This is a genomic window from Ramlibacter monticola, from assembly GCF_016722785.1.
GTDB classification, from domain to species: domain Bacteria; phylum Pseudomonadota; class Gammaproteobacteria; order Burkholderiales; family Burkholderiaceae_C; genus Ramlibacter; species Ramlibacter monticola.
The window spans coordinates 14,420-29,325 of sequence record NZ_JAEQNE010000011.1; the positions used below are offsets into that span (position 1 = coordinate 14,420).

At 72.0% G+C, this 14,906-nt stretch carries 15 protein-coding genes; 11 read left to right on the plus strand and 4 right to left on the minus strand.

The genetic code is table 11. From position 1 onward, the window contains the following. Nucleotides 1-10: 10 nt before the first annotated feature. Nucleotides 11-1,807: a TRAP transporter large permease gene (locus JJ685_RS27765; protein WP_201677636.1), complete on the minus strand. Its 1,797-nt coding sequence runs from the start codon at nt 1,805-1,807 to the stop codon at nt 11-13. Nucleotides 1,808-1,833: 26 nt separating this feature from the next. Continuing rightward, nucleotides 1,834-2,430, minus strand: a complete 597-nt coding sequence (locus JJ685_RS27770) for a TRAP transporter small permease subunit (protein WP_201677637.1) — start codon at nt 2,428-2,430, stop codon at nt 1,834-1,836. 183 nt (nt 2,431-2,613) lie between these two features. Between JJ685_RS27770 and JJ685_RS27775 the strand changes: the two genes are divergently transcribed. Further along, a complete protein-coding gene (locus JJ685_RS27775; RefSeq protein WP_236599347.1) occupies nt 2,614-3,861 on the plus strand; it encodes an SUMF1/EgtB/PvdO family nonheme iron enzyme in 1,248 nt (415 codons plus the stop codon). Between the two features lie 77 nt (nt 3,862-3,938). Here JJ685_RS27775 and JJ685_RS27780 read toward each other — a convergent pair whose 3' ends face one another. Then, nucleotides 3,939-5,036 (minus strand): substrate-binding domain-containing protein, encoded by a 1,098-nt coding sequence (locus tag JJ685_RS27780; protein WP_201677638.1) that lies wholly within the window; start codon nt 5,034-5,036, stop codon nt 3,939-3,941. A 114-nt stretch (nt 5,037-5,150) separates the two neighbouring features. On the opposite strand from JJ685_RS27780, the gene JJ685_RS27785 reads away from it, so the two are divergent. The 10 genes from JJ685_RS27785 (at nt 5,151) to JJ685_RS27830 (ending at nt 14,675) form a co-directional block, all read left to right on the plus strand. Further along, on the plus strand, nt 5,151-6,317 hold the full coding sequence (locus JJ685_RS27785; protein ID WP_201677639.1) for an FIST signal transduction protein: 1,167 nt from the start codon (nt 5,151-5,153) through the stop codon (nt 6,315-6,317). Further along, nucleotides 6,314-7,957, plus strand: coding sequence for a hybrid sensor histidine kinase/response regulator (locus tag JJ685_RS27790; RefSeq protein ID WP_201677640.1), 1,644 nt, complete (start codon nt 6,314-6,316; stop codon nt 7,955-7,957). Before JJ685_RS27785 ends, JJ685_RS27790 begins: the two co-directional genes overlap by 4 nt. A 51-nt stretch (nt 7,958-8,008) precedes the next feature. Next, nucleotides 8,009-8,737 (plus strand): ABC transporter permease, encoded by a 729-nt coding sequence (locus JJ685_RS27795; protein WP_201677641.1) that lies wholly within the window; start codon nt 8,009-8,011, stop codon nt 8,735-8,737. Next, entirely contained in the window at nt 8,737-9,435 is a 699-nt protein-coding gene (locus JJ685_RS27800) for an ABC transporter ATP-binding protein (protein ID WP_201677642.1), read from the plus strand. Before JJ685_RS27795 ends, JJ685_RS27800 begins: the two co-directional genes overlap by 1 nt. Then, nucleotides 9,432-10,241, plus strand: a complete 810-nt coding sequence (locus JJ685_RS27805; RefSeq protein ID WP_201677643.1) for a substrate-binding domain-containing protein — start codon at nt 9,432-9,434, stop codon at nt 10,239-10,241. Before JJ685_RS27800 ends, JJ685_RS27805 begins: the two co-directional genes overlap by 4 nt. Nucleotides 10,242-10,534: 293 nt before the next feature. Further along, a complete protein-coding gene (locus tag JJ685_RS27810; RefSeq protein ID WP_201677644.1) occupies nt 10,535-11,002 on the plus strand; it encodes a Spy/CpxP family protein refolding chaperone in 468 nt (155 codons plus the stop codon). Between the two features lie 20 nt (nt 11,003-11,022). Further along, nucleotides 11,023-11,712: a response regulator transcription factor gene (locus JJ685_RS27815; protein ID WP_201677645.1), complete on the plus strand. Its 690-nt coding sequence runs from the start codon at nt 11,023-11,025 to the stop codon at nt 11,710-11,712. After that, complete coding sequence (locus tag JJ685_RS27820) at nt 11,705-13,021, plus strand: HAMP domain-containing sensor histidine kinase (protein ID WP_201677646.1); 1,317 nt, start codon at nt 11,705-11,707, stop codon at nt 13,019-13,021. Before JJ685_RS27815 ends, JJ685_RS27820 begins: the two co-directional genes overlap by 8 nt. Continuing rightward, nucleotides 13,018-13,938, plus strand: coding sequence for a DUF5996 family protein (locus JJ685_RS27825; RefSeq protein ID WP_201677647.1), 921 nt, complete (start codon nt 13,018-13,020; stop codon nt 13,936-13,938). The genes JJ685_RS27820 and JJ685_RS27825 overlap by 4 nt, the downstream gene beginning before the upstream one ends. Before the next feature lie 5 nt (nt 13,939-13,943). After that, complete coding sequence (locus tag JJ685_RS27830; protein WP_201677648.1) at nt 13,944-14,675, plus strand: GNAT family N-acetyltransferase; 732 nt, start codon at nt 13,944-13,946, stop codon at nt 14,673-14,675. On the opposite strand, the gene JJ685_RS27835 is transcribed toward JJ685_RS27830, so the two are convergent. Beyond that, nucleotides 14,663-14,899, minus strand: coding sequence for a hypothetical protein (locus JJ685_RS27835; protein ID WP_201677749.1), 237 nt, complete (start codon nt 14,897-14,899; stop codon nt 14,663-14,665). The two genes, JJ685_RS27830 and JJ685_RS27835, sit on opposite strands and share 13 nt — an antisense overlap. Between the last annotated feature and the right edge of the window lie 7 nt (nt 14,900-14,906).

Here is a 14,906-nt window from a genome sequence, read left to right on the forward strand (position 1 = left end):
GGATGCTACTTCACTTCTTTCCGCTGCCGAACAGGTCCTGCATCTTCTTGTCCTCGTCCTCGGAGCTGGTGAGGGGGGCAGGGGCCAGGGGATCGTTGGCCGCGGCACCGGACGCATCCGGCTGCGGCGGGGCGGCGAAGGGGTCGCTGCCCGGAGCCGCGCCCGGCATGTCGGTGGGCATCTCGATCTTGACCTTGTCGAGGTCGATCTTCTCTTCCTTGTCGCGCGAGACGATGCCCGGGAAGGCGATGATCAGGCCCACCATCATGACCTGGATCAGGACGAAGGGCACCGCACCCCAGTAGATCTGCATGGTCGTGACGGGAGCGATCGGCTTGCGCGTGACCTTGTCGATGTACTCCTTCTCCGGCGCCACGCTGCGCAGGTAGAACAGGGCGAAGCCGAAGGGCGGATGCATGAACGAGGTCTGCATGTTCACGCCCAGCAGCACGCCGAACCAGATCAGGTCGATGCCCAGCTTCTCCGCCACCGGGCCGATCAGCGGCACCACGATGAAGGACAGCTCGAAGAAGTCGAGGAAGAAGGCCAGGAAGAAGATCAGCAGGTTCACCACGATCAGGAAGCCCAGCTGGCCGCCGGGCAGGCTGGTCAGCAGGTGCTCCACCCAGCGCGGGCCGTCCACGCCCTGGAACACCAGGCTGAAGAAGGTGGAGCCGATCAGGATGAAGACGACGAAGGAGGCCAGCTTGGTCGTGGTGTTGAGGGCCTGCTTCAGCAGCTGGAAGGACAGGCGTCCGCGCGCCACGGCCATCACCAGGGCGCCCAGCGCACCCATGGCGCCGCCTTCGGTCGGCGTCGCGATGCCCAGGAAGATCGTGCCCAGCACCAGGAAGATCAGGAGCAGCGGCGGGATCAGCACGAAGGTCACGCGCTCGGCCATCCTCGACAGCAACCCGATGCGCAGCACCTTGTTCACCACGGCGATCACGAAGGCGAGCATCACGCCGGCGCACAGCGAAACCACGATCGTCTCGTCGGTGGGCGCGGTCGTCACGCGGCCGTCGGTCCACCACGCCGTCACGCGCGACCAGTTCTCGCCCAGGTAGATGGCGACGCCGGCGGAGATCAGCGTCAGCACCCCCAGGGAGGGCAGGCCGGTCTTGCCGTTGTCCTCGCGGATCGAGCGCGCCTCCAGCGGCAGCGCCGGCGCCCACTGCGGCTTGAAGATGGCGACGCCGATCACGTAGGCGGCGTAGATGCCGGTCAGCATGAAGCCCGGGATGAAGGCGCCCTTGTACATGTCGCCCACGCTGCGACCGAGCTGGTCGGCCAGCACGATCAGCACCAGCGAGGGCGGGATGATCTGCGCCAGCGTGCCCGAGGCCGCGATCACGCCGGAGGCGAGCCGCCGGTCGTAGCCGTAGCGCAGCATGATGGGCAGCGAGATCAGGCCCATGGAGATCACCGAGGCCGCGACCACGCCGGTGGTGGCGGCGAGCAGGGCGCCCACGAAGATCACGGCCAGCGCCAGGCCGCCGCGGATCGGGCCGAACAGCTGGCCGATGGTGTCCAGCAGGTCCTCCGCCATGCCGCTGCGTTCCAGGATCAACCCCATCAGCGTGAAGAAGGGGATGGCCAGCAGCGTGTCGTTCTGCATGATGCCGAAGATCCGCAGCGGCAGGGCCTGCAGCAGCGACTCGGGCAGCACGCCCAGTTCGATGCCGACGATGCCGAAGAACAGGCCGCAGGCGCCGAGGCTGAAGGCCACGGGGAACCCGAACAGCAGGAAGACGATCAGGCCCGCGAACATGATCGGGGCCAGGTTTTGCGCGATGAACTGCGTCATGGGTCAGTGCTCCTCGTTTTCGCAGTTCAGACGCGGCCCTGGGCTTCCGCCTGGCGCCGCAGTTCTTCCGCCAGTTCCTCTTCGGCGGTCTTGGCGATCTTCTTCTCGGTGGGATCGGGGATCAGCCCCTGCAGGAAGGCGATGCGCTTGATGAATTCGGAGAGGCCCTGCAGCAGCAGCAGGCCGAATCCGATCGGCATCAGCAGGTACACCGGCCAGCGGATCAGGCCGCCGGCGTTGGACGACATCTCGCCCGAGCGGAAACCCTGCAGGAAGAAGGGGGTGCCGAACCACAGCACGACCAGGCACATGGGCGTGAGGAACAGGGCGAAGCCGATGACGTCGATCCAGATCTGCTTGCGTTTGGCGAGACGGCTGGAGACCACGTCGATCTTCACGTGCTCGCCATTGAGCAGCGTGTAGCCCGCGGCCAGCAGGAAGGCGCCGGCGAACAGGTACCACTGCACTTCGAGGTAGGCGTTGGAACTGGCGTTGAAGACCTTGCGGACGAGGGCGTTGATGCCGCTGATCACCGTGGAGGCGAGAATGAGCCAGATGACCCATCTGCCGACCAGCGCGTTCAGCCAGTCGATCGCGCCGGAGAGTTTCAATAGACCACGCATGCTGTCTCCGTCTTATGATTTCCGATGGCCGAGCGGACCCCGGATTGTCGGGTAGAGTGGAAGTAAGCAGAAATTCTAGGAAGCCGGTTCTGGCCAACCTGACAGCATCGTGACGCAACCGGATACAAGCATCCGTGTTTGCACGGGCTGGACGGCCAGCGCACCCGCCGCCATACCCGCCCCATGGCTGACGCCCTCGCCCTCATCGACACGCCCGACATGCGGCGCGCGGACCGCGAGCGGCTGTCGCTGGCGCTGATGGACGCGCGCAACCACACCCTGCAGCTGCTGGCCCGCCTCGAGCAGGCGCTGGGGGCCATGCTGCGCCTGCCGCCGGGCACCGACGGCGTGCCGCCCCTGTGGCTGGCGGGGCACATGGGCTGGCTCGCCGAGTACTGGATCGGGCGCAACCCGCAGCGCAACCTGGGGCCGCGCTGTCCGACGGACGGCATGCACCTGGCCAGCGTGGAGCCGCAGGCGGACCGCTGGTTCGATCCCTCGCTGGTCCCCCGCGCCGAGCGCGCGTCGCTGGAGCTGCCCGGGCCCGAGGCAGTCAAGGCGTACCTGCTCGACACGCTGGAGACCACGCTCGAACTGCTGGAGCACACGCCCGACGAGGACGACGCGCTCTACTTCTTCCGCATGGCGCTGTTCCACGAGGACCTGCGCGGCGAGGAACTGGTGATGCTCGCCCAGGCGGCCGGCGTGCAGGTCGGGATCGCACTTCCGCAGGGCGTGGCCGCCCGGCCGCCGCTGGGCCTGCCGGCCACGCGCTGGACGATCGGCTGGTCGGACGGCGGCTTCGCGCTGGACGTCGAGCGCGGCCACGAGGTGGTGCTGGTGCCCGAATTCGAGATCGACGCGCAGCCGGTGACCTGGGCGCAGTACGTCGAATTCATCGACGACGGCGGCTACGACCGGCAGGAGCTGTGGCATCCGGAAGGCTGGAACTGGCTGCAGCGCGAGGCCGAGGGGGAGGGCCGACGCGCCCCGGGGCACGTGGAGCAGATCGGCGTGGCCAGCGGCGCGGTGCTGCAGACGCTGTTCGGCCGCCCCACGCGCATGGGCGGCAGCCAGTTCGCGATGCATGCGAGCTGGTGGGAAGCCGACGCCTATGCCCGCTGGGCGCAGCGGCGCCTGCCGACCGAGGCCGAATGGGAGATCGCCGCCCACCAGGCCGGCCGCCGCGGCTTCCGCTGGGGCGACGTGCGCGAATGGACGGCGGGGACGCTGCGGCCCTGGGCCGGCTTCGCGCCGGCCGCCTGGTCGCCGACGGCGGAACTCGATGCACAGGCGGTGTTCGGCAAGGCGCGGGTGCAGCGCGGCGCCTCCTTCGCGACGCGCGCGCGGATGAAGCATCCGAAGGCGCGCTGGTGGGCGCTGCCGGGGCGGGATGACGGGTTCGTCGGTTTCCGGACTTGCGCCCTGTGAGCGGCTTCGTTTCGGGGCGGGGTTCGTCGCGCCTGCCGCACATCGCCTGCCGCGACGTCCCCGGGAAGATCGAGCCCCTACGCAGCACGCTTGGGCGGTAGATCCCACCACGGCAACTGCGCCTTCAGGCTCAACACCTCGCCGCTGCGCCACGGCGTGTAGCCCGCCAGCGCGCCCACCTGCCGCTGCCACTCCTCGCTTTGCAGCAGCCGCCGCAGGGTCGCGATCGGCGGCTCCTCCAGCGCTTCCTTGAGGCACACGAGGTAATAGCGCTCCTGCAGCAAGGACACGAAGTCGAGCCCGCGCGCGCGCGCCGCGGCCTCGATCCCCAGGCCCGCATCGGCGCTGCCCGAGGCCACGGCCTGCGCCACGGCAGCATGGGACGGCTCCTCGCGCTCGAAGCCGGAAACGTCCGAACGCGCCAGTCGCTCGCGCGCCAGCAACTCCTCGCACAGCAGCCGCGTCCCGCTGCCTCGCGCCCGGTTCACGAACCGCGCGCGCCGCCCGGCGACATCCGAGAACGATGCCAGCCGCAGCGGATTGCCCGGAGCCACCATCAGCCCCTCGCTGCGTTCCGCAAATCCGATCAGCTTGTGGCGACCCGTCTGCAACAGCGGCTGGTAGGTGCGCTGCGTCAGGCTGCCCAGCCCCGGCTGCTGCGAGCTGTGGAAGCCCGCCAGCGTGCAGCGCCCCTCGTTGAGCGCCGTGATCGCGTCGACGCTGCCGCAGAAACGCACGTCCAGGTGCAGCCGCGCCCGGTCCACGGCGAAGCCGCGCAGCAGCGACAGGCCGTCGTCGTGGCTCGCGAACAGCGTCAGCACCTGCGCCGTGTCGTCGAAGGCGACCGCGAAGGCCCGCTCCAGCTCCGCGTGCAGCGCCTCGATCTGCGGCGCGAGCCGCGCCTGCGCCTGCCGCTCGGCCCACAGCAGCTTCTCGCCGAAGGGCGCGAGGCGGGCCCGCTGGCCCTTCTCCCACACGATCAGCGGATGCGCGAGCTGCGCCTCCCAGCGCCGCAGCTCGCCCCACACGTGCCGGTACGACAGTCCCAGCTCGCGCGCCGCGCCCGAGATGGAACCCTGTTCCTGCACGGCGTGCAGGAGGTCCATCAGGGCGTTTCGCACCCAGCCGTCCTGGCGGCGGGGGGCGAAGTCGTAGCGCAGTTCCACCTTGTCCATGCGTGGAGTATGGACGAGCCGTGTAGCCCGCTGCCCAGGGGGAAGGCCGCTGCCGTCCTACAGCGTGGAGCCCGGCCTCCACCCATAGTTCAAGCTCCCCAAGGGAGCCTGTCCATGACCGAGGGCCATAGCGCGATCACCGATGAACGGGACAGCGCACGTGCCGGCTTCCAACTGGGCCGCTCCATCCGCAAGGCCTTTCACGGCGCCCCGGCCGATGCGGTCGTGGTGTTCGCCTCGGCCGGCCACGGGCACGCGGCCTTGCTCAATGCGCTCGCCGACGAGGCCGGCACCGAGGCCATCGTCGGTGCGTCCTCGGCCGGAGAGTTCGTCGAAGGCCAGGGCGGCGAGGGCCGGGCGGCGGCGATGGGGCTGCGTTCGGACACGATGCACTTCGCCGTGGGCCTGGGGAAGGGCGTCGGCGTCGACGCCGGGCGCGCGGCCACCGAGGCCGTGTCCGCCTTCCAGGGCGTGCTGCGCGCCTCGCAGCCCTACCGCAGCGCGTTGGTCATGACCGATGCGCCGGCTGCGCACGGCGGGCTGCTGGTGGAGGAACTCACGCTCCGCACGGCCGGCAACTATTGCTTCTTCGGTGGCGGCGCCGGCGACGACGGCCGCTTGCAGCGCACCTGCGTGTTCGCCGGGCGCGCCGCCCACGCCGATGCGCTGGCCGCGCTGGAGATCCTGTCGCACAGCCCGGTCGGCGTGGGCGTGGCGCACGGCTGGGTGCCGGCCGGGCCGGGCCTGCGGGTGACCGAGGCCGAGGGCCACCGGCTCGTCAGCCTCAATGGCATCCCGGCCGTGCACGCCCTGCAGGAGTACGCCGAGCTCACCGGCCAGAAGTTCCACCTGAAGGACCCCATGCCATTCTTCCTGCACAACGTGATCGGCATCCGCCGGGGCGACGGCTACCGGCTGCGCGCGCCCCTGGCCGTGCAGGACGACGGCGCGATCCTGTGCGCCGCCGCCCTGTCCGAGGGCTCGGTGGTGCACGTCATGAAGACCACGGCGGCCTCCACCGTGCTGGCGGCGCGCCAGGCCACCTCGGAGGCGCTGCGCGCGCTCGCCGGCGCGCGGCCCGCCGCCGCCTTCGTGTTCGGCTGCGTCGCGACGCGGCTGCGCATGGGCAGCGCTTTCGGGGACGAGCTCGAGGCCTGCGCCCGACTGCTCGAGCCCGCCGGCTTCGTCGGCTGCGACACCTACGGGCAGATCGCGCGCGCCGAAGGCCAGTCCAGCGGCTTCCACAACTGCACTGCCGTCGTGTGTGCGCTGCCCCAGTGACCACCGGGTCGCGGCCCCTGCGTGACCTGCTGCACCCCCTCGCCGATCCGGCACAGCGGGACGAGGCGGCGCGCGTGCTGGCTGGCGTGCTCGGTGCCCAACGGCTGCTGCTGTACGTGAAGGACCCCGCGCTCGCGGTGCTGCTGCCGGCGCCCGGCATGCCCAAGACTGTCGCGGGCGGCCCGCAATGGCGAGCGTTCCTGCGCCGCTGCCAGGCGGAGGCGCGCCCCGTCGGCAAGGTCGACCTTCCGGCGGATGCGCAGCTGGACGCGCAGGCGATCGCGGCCGACGGCGCCGCGCTGATCCTGGTGGGTGCGCTGCCCGCGAGGCAGGCGCTGGACGAACTGGAGGACGCCTTCCCCCTGCTGGCCGCGCTGCTGAACGCGCAGCAGATGCTGCAGGTCGAGCGCGCCGAAGCGGCCGCCGCCCGCGACGCCGCCGCGCAGGCGCAGGAGCTCGCGCACGCGCTGGACGCGTCGCGCTCGGCTTCCGCCGAACTGAACCTGCAGCTGCGCTACGAACACGAGCGCAAGGACGAATTCCTCGCCATGCTGGCCCACGAGCTGCGCAATCCGCTGTGGCCGCTGGCCAATTCGATCGAGCTCCTGCGCCGCGGCCCCTCGGCGCAGGACATGCTGGTGGCGCGCCAGCTCGACGTGATGGCGCGCCAGCTGCAGCAGCTCACCCGCCTGGTCGACGACCTGCTGGACGTCTCCCGCGTGAGCCGCGGGCAGATCGAGCTTCGGCGCGAGCGGCTCGCGCTGCAGGAAATCCTCGACGACGCGATCGAGTCCGTGCGCCCGCTGATGGAGAAGCGTTCGCACCGGCTGGTCCGCCTCACGGAACCGACGGCGGCGCAGGTCCACGGGGACCGCGTGCGGCTCACGCAGGCCTTCGTCAACCTGCTGGGCAACGCGGCCAAGTACACCGGGGAGGGCGGGCGCATCGCGGTGTCGGTCGTGCTGGACCAGCATCGCGTCTCGGTGGTGCTGCAGGACAGCGGCATCGGCATTCCGCAGGACATGCTGTCGCGCGTGTTCGACATGTTCACGCAGGTTCCTTGCGCCGGGGCGCATTCGCAGGGCGGGCTGGGCATCGGCCTCACGCTGGTGCGCCGGCTGGTGGAACTGCACGGCGGCCGCGTGTCGGCCTACAGCCGCGGGGCGAGCCTGGGCAGCATCTTCACCGTGAGCCTGCCGCTGCTGACGGCGGCCTGCGTCGCGCCGGCGCCCGGGTCCGCGGCGGCGATGCAGATGCAGCCCGCCGCGCTCGAGGCCGTGCGCGTCCTGGTGGTGGACGACAACCGCGACGGCGCGGAAACGCTGGCCGCCCTGGTCGAAGTGATGGGCGCCCAGACCCGCATCGCGCACGAAGGGGAGGAGGCGCTGCGGCTCGCCGAATCCTTCGACCCGAAGCTGATCCTGCTCGATATCGGCCTGCCCGGCATGGACGGGTACGAGACCGCGCGCCGGCTGCGGCAGCTCCCGGCCCTGCGCGCACGGCTGGTGGCGCTGACCGGCTTCGGCTCGCAGGCGGACCGCGAGCGCGCGCTGGAGGCCGGGTTCGACGAACACCTGGTGAAGCCGCTGGCGCCGGAAATCATGCTGGGCCTGCTCGCCCCTATGCACGCGCCTTCATAACTCGCAAGCCCCGAGAGGCCGCGGGGCCGCGACCCCTTACCATCGCGGCCCATGAATCCATTCCAGGAGAGCCTGGCGCGGGCCCTCCGACTGGTCGTGGGGGGCGATCCGGCGCTGTTCGAGATCGTGGCGCGTTCGCTGGCGGTGAGCGGGCTGGCCTGCCTGCTCGCCTGCGCCCTGGGGCTGGTGCTGGGGGGCTGGCTGGCCGTTTCGCGCTTTCCCGCCCGCGGCGCGGTGGTGACCGTCCTGAACACCTTCCTCGCCGTGCCTTCGGTGGTGGTGGGCCTCGTGGTGTACCTGCTGCTCTCGCGCAGCGGGCCCTTCGGCTTCCTCGGCTGGCTGTTCTCGTTCAAGGCGATGGTGTTCGCGCAGGTGCTGCTGGTGCTGCCGGTGTGCACGGCGCTGACGCGCCAGGTGGTGGAGGACGCCGAGCGCGCCAACGGCGAGCAGCTGCGCTCCATGGGCGCGAGCGGCGCGCTGCGCAGCCTGCTGCTGGCCTTCGACGAGCGCTACGCGCTGCTGACGGTGCTGCTCGCCTGTTTCGGCCGCGCCATCTCGGAAGTCGGCGCGGTGATGATCGTCGGCGGCAACATCGAGGGCTTCACCCGCGTGATGACCACCGCGATCGCGCTCGAGACGAGCAAGGGCGACCTGCCGCTGGCCCTGGCGCTGGGGCTCGTGCTGCTGGTGGTGGTGCTGGGTCTCAATGCGGGCATCGCGCTGATCACTCGCTGGCGCGGCGCGCATGCCGAGGGCGTGGTGCTCGCGGGGACGGCGTGATGGCGGGGTGGATCCAGCTGAAGGGCGTCGACCTGGACTACGGCGCGGTGCAGGCCCTGCGCGGCGTCGACCTGCGCATCGCGACGGGCGAGCGGGTCGCCCTGATCGGGGCCAACGGCTGCGGCAAGAGCACGCTGCTGCGGGTGCTGGAAGGCATCCTGCGCCCCTCGGCCGGCTCCGTCGTGCGCGACGTGCGCCTGCGCCAGGCCATGGTGTTCCAGCGCCCCTTCGCGCTGCGGGCCTCGGTGCTGTTCAACGTGGCGCTGGCCCCGTGGCTGCGCGGCGCGCGCTGGCGCGCGGCCCGGGAACAGGCCGTGCTGGCGCTGGGCCGCGTGGGCCTCGGGGCCGTGGCGCTGCGCAACGCGCGCACGCTCTCGGGCGGGCAGCTGCAGCGGATGGCGTTCGCGCGCGCCTGGAGCCTGCGGCCCGACGTGCTTCTGCTGGACGAGCCCACCGCCAGCCTCGACCCGCATGCCAAGCGCGAGGTCGAATCGCTGATGGCGGATTTCGCCGCCGCCGGCACCACGCTGGTCTTCGCCAGCCACAACCTGGGCCAGGTGAAGCGCCTGGCCACCCGCGTGGTCTACCTGGAGCAGGGCCGGGTGCTGGCGGACCTGCCGGTCCGCGCCTTCTTCACCGGCCCGCTGGGACAGACCTCGCGCGAGGCCGAACTGTTCGTCAAGGGAGAGCTGGGATGAATTTCGCCCGCCGCGCGCTGTGCGCCTTCGCGTTCGCCCTGGCCGCCACCGGCGGCTTGGCGCAGCCCACCATGGTCATGGCCTCGACCACGTCGACCGAGCAGTCGGGCCTGTTCTCGCACCTGCTGCCGGAGTTCGCCAGGGCCAGCGGCGTGACGGTCAAGGTGGTCGCGGTCGGCACCGGGCAGGCCATCGACATCGCGAAGCGCGGCGACGCCGACGTGCTGTTCGTGCACGACCGCGCGGCGGAGGAAAAGTACGTGGCCGAGGGCTTCGCGCCACGCCGCTACCCCGTCATGTACAACGACTTCGTGCTGGTCGGGCCGAAGAACGATCCCGCCGGCACCCGGGGCAACGACATCGTGGCGGCGCTGAAGAAGGTCGCGGCCGCCAACGCTCCCTTCGTCTCGCGCGGCGACAAGAGCGGGACCGATGCCGCGGAGAAGCGCTACTGGACGCAGGCCGGCCTCGCGAACCGCGGCAGCGGCTACAAGGAATGCGGCTGCGGCATGGGCCCGGCGCTGAACATCGGCGCGTCCAGCAACGCCTACGTGCTGGCCGACCGCGGCACCTGGCTCGGCTTCAAGAACCGGGGCGAGCTGGCGGTGCTGGTCGAGGGCGACCGGCGCCTGTTCAACCAGTACGGCGTCATGATCGTGAGCCCGCAGAAGTTCCCGCACGTGAGGGCCGCGGAGGCGCAGAAGTTCGTCGACTGGGTGACCTCCCCGGCGGGCCAGCAGGCGATCGCCAGCTACAGGATCAACGGCGAGCAGCTGTTCTTCCCAAACGCCGGCACGGCCAATTGAGACGCGCGCGCTGGCGGCCCTCCTGCCGGCGGCGTCCTCGGCCGCCAGCTCGAAGCGCACCGTCTTGCCGCCGATGGTCGGCGCCTGCGCGTTGATCTCGTCGAGCGACCTGCGGACGCCGTTCTCGTTGTCCTTGCCGTAGCGCGCCTGCGCACCGGACAGCGGGCCGACGTGCCGATGCGCACGACCTGCGGGGCGAAACAAAACGAAATGAAACGCGACCGGGCCGCGATGACCGCGCACGGCCCGGCCGGCAAGCTGCAGGTCCCGATCAACGCTGCCAGGAGCAAGCCATGAAACGCTGGATCCGCCGAACCCTCGCCGGCCTTGCCGCCGTCCTCACGCTGGGCGCGCTGGGCGCCTGCGGCCACCACCGCGACCACGCCGGCTGGGGCGCCACGCCCGAGGAGCAGGCGCGGCACCGCGAGCACATCGTGGACCGCATCGGCACGCGGCTCGAACTGAACGAGGCGCAGAAGGCCAAGCTGGCGGTGCTGGTCGCCAAGCTGCACGAGCAGCGCAGCGCCTTCGCGGGCCAGCAGCCCGACGCGCGCGCCCAGCTGCAGGCGCTGGTCGCCGGCGACAAGTTCGACCGTGCCGGCGCCCAGGCCCTGATGGCGAAGACCGCCGCGGCGCTGGAGACCCGCAGCCCGGAGGTGATCGCCGCCCTGGGCGACTTCTACGACAGCCTCGACGCGAAGCAGCAGGCGAAGGTGCGCGAGGTGCTCCAGCACCGGCGCGGCTGGTGGCGCCGGGGCTGACGGCCGCGCACAATGAGTCCATGCCCCGCATCCTGCTGATCGACGACGACCAGGCACTGGGCGAGCCGCTGGCCGCGTACTTCCAGCGCTTCGGGCTGGAGCTGGTGCAGGCGCTGCGGCCGAGCGAGGGGCTGGAGCGCCTGCGCCAGGGCGGCTTCGACGCCGCCATCCTCGACGTGATGCTGCCCGAGCAGGACGGCTTCGCGCTGTGCCGGGCGATCCGCGCGGGCAGCGACATCCCGGTCGTGATGCTCACCGCGCGCGGCGAGGTGATGGACCGCGTCGTCGGCCTCGAGCTCGGGGCCGACGACTACCTGCCCAAGCCCTTCGAGCCGCGCGAGCTGGTGGCGCGGCTGCAGACGGTGCTGCGGCGGCGCGGCCCGCGCGTGGGCGACGGTCGCCTGCGCTTCGAGGGCCTGGTGATCGACCCGGTGACGCGCACCGTGCAGCGGCAGGGCGATGTCGTGGAGCTGACCAGCACCGAGTTCGAACTGCTCCTGCTGCTGGCCCGCCAGCCGGGCAGGGTGTTCGGCCGCGACGAGATCCTGAACGAGCTGCGCGGGCACGAGGCCGAGCTCTACACGCGCGCGGTCGACATCCTCGTGAGCCGCGTGCGGCGCAAGCTGGAACCCGTCGCGGCCATCAAGACGCTGCGCAATGCCGGCTACGCGCTGGCGCTGCGCGCCGCGGAGAGCCCCGCGCATGGCTGAGGCCGCGGCGCTGCCCGCTCCGGCGCGTTGGCACCGCCGCGCGCACCGGCGCCTGCGCCACTCGCTGCGGGCCCGCCTGGTCTTGCTGTTCCTGCTGCTGGCGCTGGGCATCACGGCGGCCTTCCTGTCCGGCATGCAGGTCGCGCTGGGCAGCGGCTGGCGCGGCGCGGTGCGGCCGCTGCTGTCGGACTACATCGACCGGCTCGCGGCCGAGATCGGCACGCCGCCAGACCTGGAGCGTGCCCGCGCGCTGGCGCAACGCCTGCCGGTCACGATCGCCATCGACGGCCCGCAGGTCCGCTGGCGCAGCGAGGGCTTCGTCGGCCCGCACCGCGGGCGCTGGGACGATCCGGAGGACAGCCTCGTGTCCCGCACCACCGCCGACGGCCACCGCATCACCTTCGGCCTGAGCCTGCGGCCCTGGCAGGAGCGGCCGCGCCGCATCGGCTGGACGACCCTGGCGGCCGTGCTGATGCTCACCGCGGTGGCGTACCACGCGGTGCGGCGGCTGCTGCGGCCGCTGGACGACATCCGCGCCGGCGCCCAGCGCTTCGGCCGCGGCGCCTTCGGCGAGGCGATCCCGGTGCGGCGGCGCGACGAGCTGGGCGACCTGGCGGCCGACGTCAACGCGATGGCTTCCAACATCCACCAGATGCTGGAGGCCAAGCGCGCGCTGCTGCTGGCGATCAGCCACGAGCTGCGCAGCCCGCTGACGCGGGCGCGCCTGCATGTCGAGCTGCTGCCGGAGCAGGGCGAGGCGGGCACGCGCCGCGAGGCGCTGCTGCGCGAACTGCAGGAGATGGCCGGCCTGGTGACGGACCTGCTCGAAAGCGAACGCCTGGGGCAGGGCCACGCCGCCCTGCACCGCGAGGCGACCGACCTCGCCGCCCTCGTGCGCGAAGTGCTGCAGGAGCAGCCGGTGGAGATCGAGACCGGGCCCGCGCTGCCCGAGCTGGCGCTGGATCGCGCCCGCGTGCGCCTGCTGCTGCGCAACCTGGTGGACAACGCACTGCGCCATGGCGGCGGCGGGCCTGCGCCGCAGGTGCGGCTGGCACGGGGCGAGGACGGCCATGTCCTGCTCACGGTGCGCGACTTCGGCCCCGGCGTGGACGAGGCCGTGCTGCCGCAACTCGCGCAGCCCTTCTTCCGCCCCGACACCGCCCGCCAGCGTGCGACCGGCGGGGTCGGCCTCGGCTTGTACCTGTGCAGCCTGGTGGCGCAGGCGCACGGCGGGCGGCTCGTGCTGCGCAACGCGCAGCCCGGCCTGGCCGTGGACGTGGTGCTGCCTTTCGTCACGGAGTCCCCATGAACGCTTCCTCCTGGCCCCCGCTGCCCCTCTCCGGATGGGAGGGCACCCATGCCGCCCTGCACCGCTGGATGCAGGTCGTGGGCAAGTTGCGCCTCGCGTGCACGCCCTGGACCAACCATTCGTGGCACGTGACGCTGCCGCTCACCGCGCGCGGCATCGCGAGCGGGCCCTTGCCCTGCGGCGGGCGCTTCTGGCAGGCGGAGTTCGATTTCCTCGCGCACCGGCTGAACTTCTCGGTGAGCGACGGGACCTCGGCCGCCGTGCCGCTGCAGCCGCAATCGGTGGCGCAGTTCCACGCGGGCGTGGCGGAAGCCCTGCGTTCGCTCGGGATCCCGCTGGCGATCCGCACGCTGCCCTGCGAGATCCCCGACGCGCTGCCCTTCGAGCAGGACACGGCGCCGCGCCCCTACGACGGCGACGCCGCGCAGCGCTGGTGGCGCATCCTGCTGCAGGCCGACCGCGTGCTGCGCATCTTCCGGGCGCGCTTCCGGGGCAAGTGCAGCCCGGTGCACTTCTTCTGGGGCGCCATGGACCTCGCGGTCACGCGCTTCTCCGGCCGCGCGGCGCCGCCGCATCCGGGGGGCGCGCCGCAGCTGGCCGACTGGGTGGTGCGCGAGGCCTATTCGCACGAGGTCAGCAGCTGCGGCTTCTGGGCCGGCACCGGCCTCGGCGAGCCCGCCTTCTATTCCTATGCCTATCCGGAACCGGAAGGCTTCGCCGACGCGCCGGTGCAGCCGCAGGGCGCCTACTACAGCCGCGAACTGCGGGAATTCATCCTGCCCTACGAGGTGGTTCGCCAGGCCGCTGACCCGGATGCGGCGCTGCTCGCCTTCCTGCAGTCCACCTACGAGGCCGCCGCCCAAAGGGGCCGGTGGGACCGCGCCGCGCTGGAGTGCGAACTGCCCGGGGCACAATGAAATGGATGGACGAGATCGAGGCGATCGAACGCGCGACCCTGGCGGCGGTGCCGCCGCGCGCGCAGGAGCGCTGGAACGGCTGGCTGCTGGCCTTCGATGAGGGCACGGTGGGGCGCTGCCACAGCGCGGCGCCCCTGGTGCACGAGGCGCCGGGGCGCGGCACGCTCGAGGGGCTCGAGGCGCGCTATGCCGCCGCCGGCCTGCCGTTGGTGTTGCGGGTCCCGGAGCTGCCGGCGTTCGCGGGTTTCCAGGCGCAGTTGCGCGAGGCGGGCTATGTGCGCACCAAGCCGACGCTGGTGCAGACCGGCCGCGTGGGGGAGCTTGCCGTCCCCGGCCACGCGCGGGTCGAAATGGAACTGGCGTCCACGGCAGCGGCCGACTGGGAACAGGTCTTCCTGGGCGAAGGCTTCGATCCGGTCGATGGCGCGAGCCGCCTCGCCATCCTGCGGCGCGGCCGGGATTCGGTCTTCGCGAGCGCGCGCGAGGCGGGGCGCACCGTCGCCGTGGGGGCGGCGTGCTTCAGCGGCGCCTGGTGCGGCGTGCACGGCATGCGCACGCTGGCGGCGCACCGCGGCCGCGGCCTGGCGGGCGCGGTGCTGTCCGCGCTGGGCGCGCAGGCGCGCGAACGCGGGGTGCAGCGCTGCTTCCTGCAGGTGGAGGAGGGCAATGCGCGCGCCCGGGCGCTGTACGCGCGGCATGGTTTCGCGACGGCCTGGGCGTACGCCTACTGGAAGTAGGCCCGGCGCGCCCGCAGGCGTTCGCGGCCCAGCGGCGTCAGCGCCACCTGCTCGACCCCCGCCGCATCGCGGCTGCACTGCAGCAGTCCCTGGCGATTCGCCTCTTCCCACACCGGCAGCCGCGGGCAGGACGTGCGCCAGGCGTCCATCACCTCGGCGTAGGGGCGCGGCGTGGCCACCCACTCGAGCAGGTCGTCCACCAGCGCTTGCAGCGGGTCTGCCATGGCCTCC

Bases quoted from the DNA above. Each gene is read 5' to 3' on its own strand.
- JJ685_RS27765 (WP_201677636.1), bottom strand. From the start codon at position 1,807: ATGACGCAGTTCATCGCGCAAAACCTGGCCCCGATCATGTTCGCGGGC.
- JJ685_RS27835 (WP_201677749.1), bottom strand. From the start codon at position 14,899: ATGGCAGACCCGCTGCAAGCGCTGGTGGACGACCTGCTCGAGTGGGTG.
- JJ685_RS27780 (WP_201677638.1), bottom strand. From the start codon at position 5,036: ATGGACAAGGTGGAACTGCGCTACGACTTCGCCCCCCGCCGCCAGGAC.
- JJ685_RS27775 (WP_236599347.1), top strand. From the start codon at position 2,614: ATGGCTGACGCCCTCGCCCTCATCGACACGCCCGACATGCGGCGCGCG.
- JJ685_RS27785 (WP_201677639.1), top strand. From the start codon at position 5,151: ATGACCGAGGGCCATAGCGCGATCACCGATGAACGGGACAGCGCACGT.
- JJ685_RS27810 (WP_201677644.1), top strand. From the start codon at position 10,535: ATGAAACGCTGGATCCGCCGAACCCTCGCCGGCCTTGCCGCCGTCCTC.
- JJ685_RS27800 (WP_201677642.1), top strand. From the start codon at position 8,737: ATGGCGGGGTGGATCCAGCTGAAGGGCGTCGACCTGGACTACGGCGCG.
- JJ685_RS27805 (WP_201677643.1), top strand. From the start codon at position 9,432: ATGAATTTCGCCCGCCGCGCGCTGTGCGCCTTCGCGTTCGCCCTGGCC.
- JJ685_RS27815 (WP_201677645.1), top strand. From the start codon at position 11,023: ATGCCCCGCATCCTGCTGATCGACGACGACCAGGCACTGGGCGAGCCG.
- JJ685_RS27830 (WP_201677648.1), top strand. From the start codon at position 13,944: ATGGACGAGATCGAGGCGATCGAACGCGCGACCCTGGCGGCGGTGCCG.
- JJ685_RS27820 (WP_201677646.1), top strand. From the start codon at position 11,705: ATGGCTGAGGCCGCGGCGCTGCCCGCTCCGGCGCGTTGGCACCGCCGC.
- JJ685_RS27825 (WP_201677647.1), top strand. From the start codon at position 13,018: ATGAACGCTTCCTCCTGGCCCCCGCTGCCCCTCTCCGGATGGGAGGGC.
- JJ685_RS27795 (WP_201677641.1), top strand. From the start codon at position 8,009: ATGAATCCATTCCAGGAGAGCCTGGCGCGGGCCCTCCGACTGGTCGTG.
- JJ685_RS27770 (WP_201677637.1), bottom strand. From the start codon at position 2,430: ATGCGTGGTCTATTGAAACTCTCCGGCGCGATCGACTGGCTGAACGCG.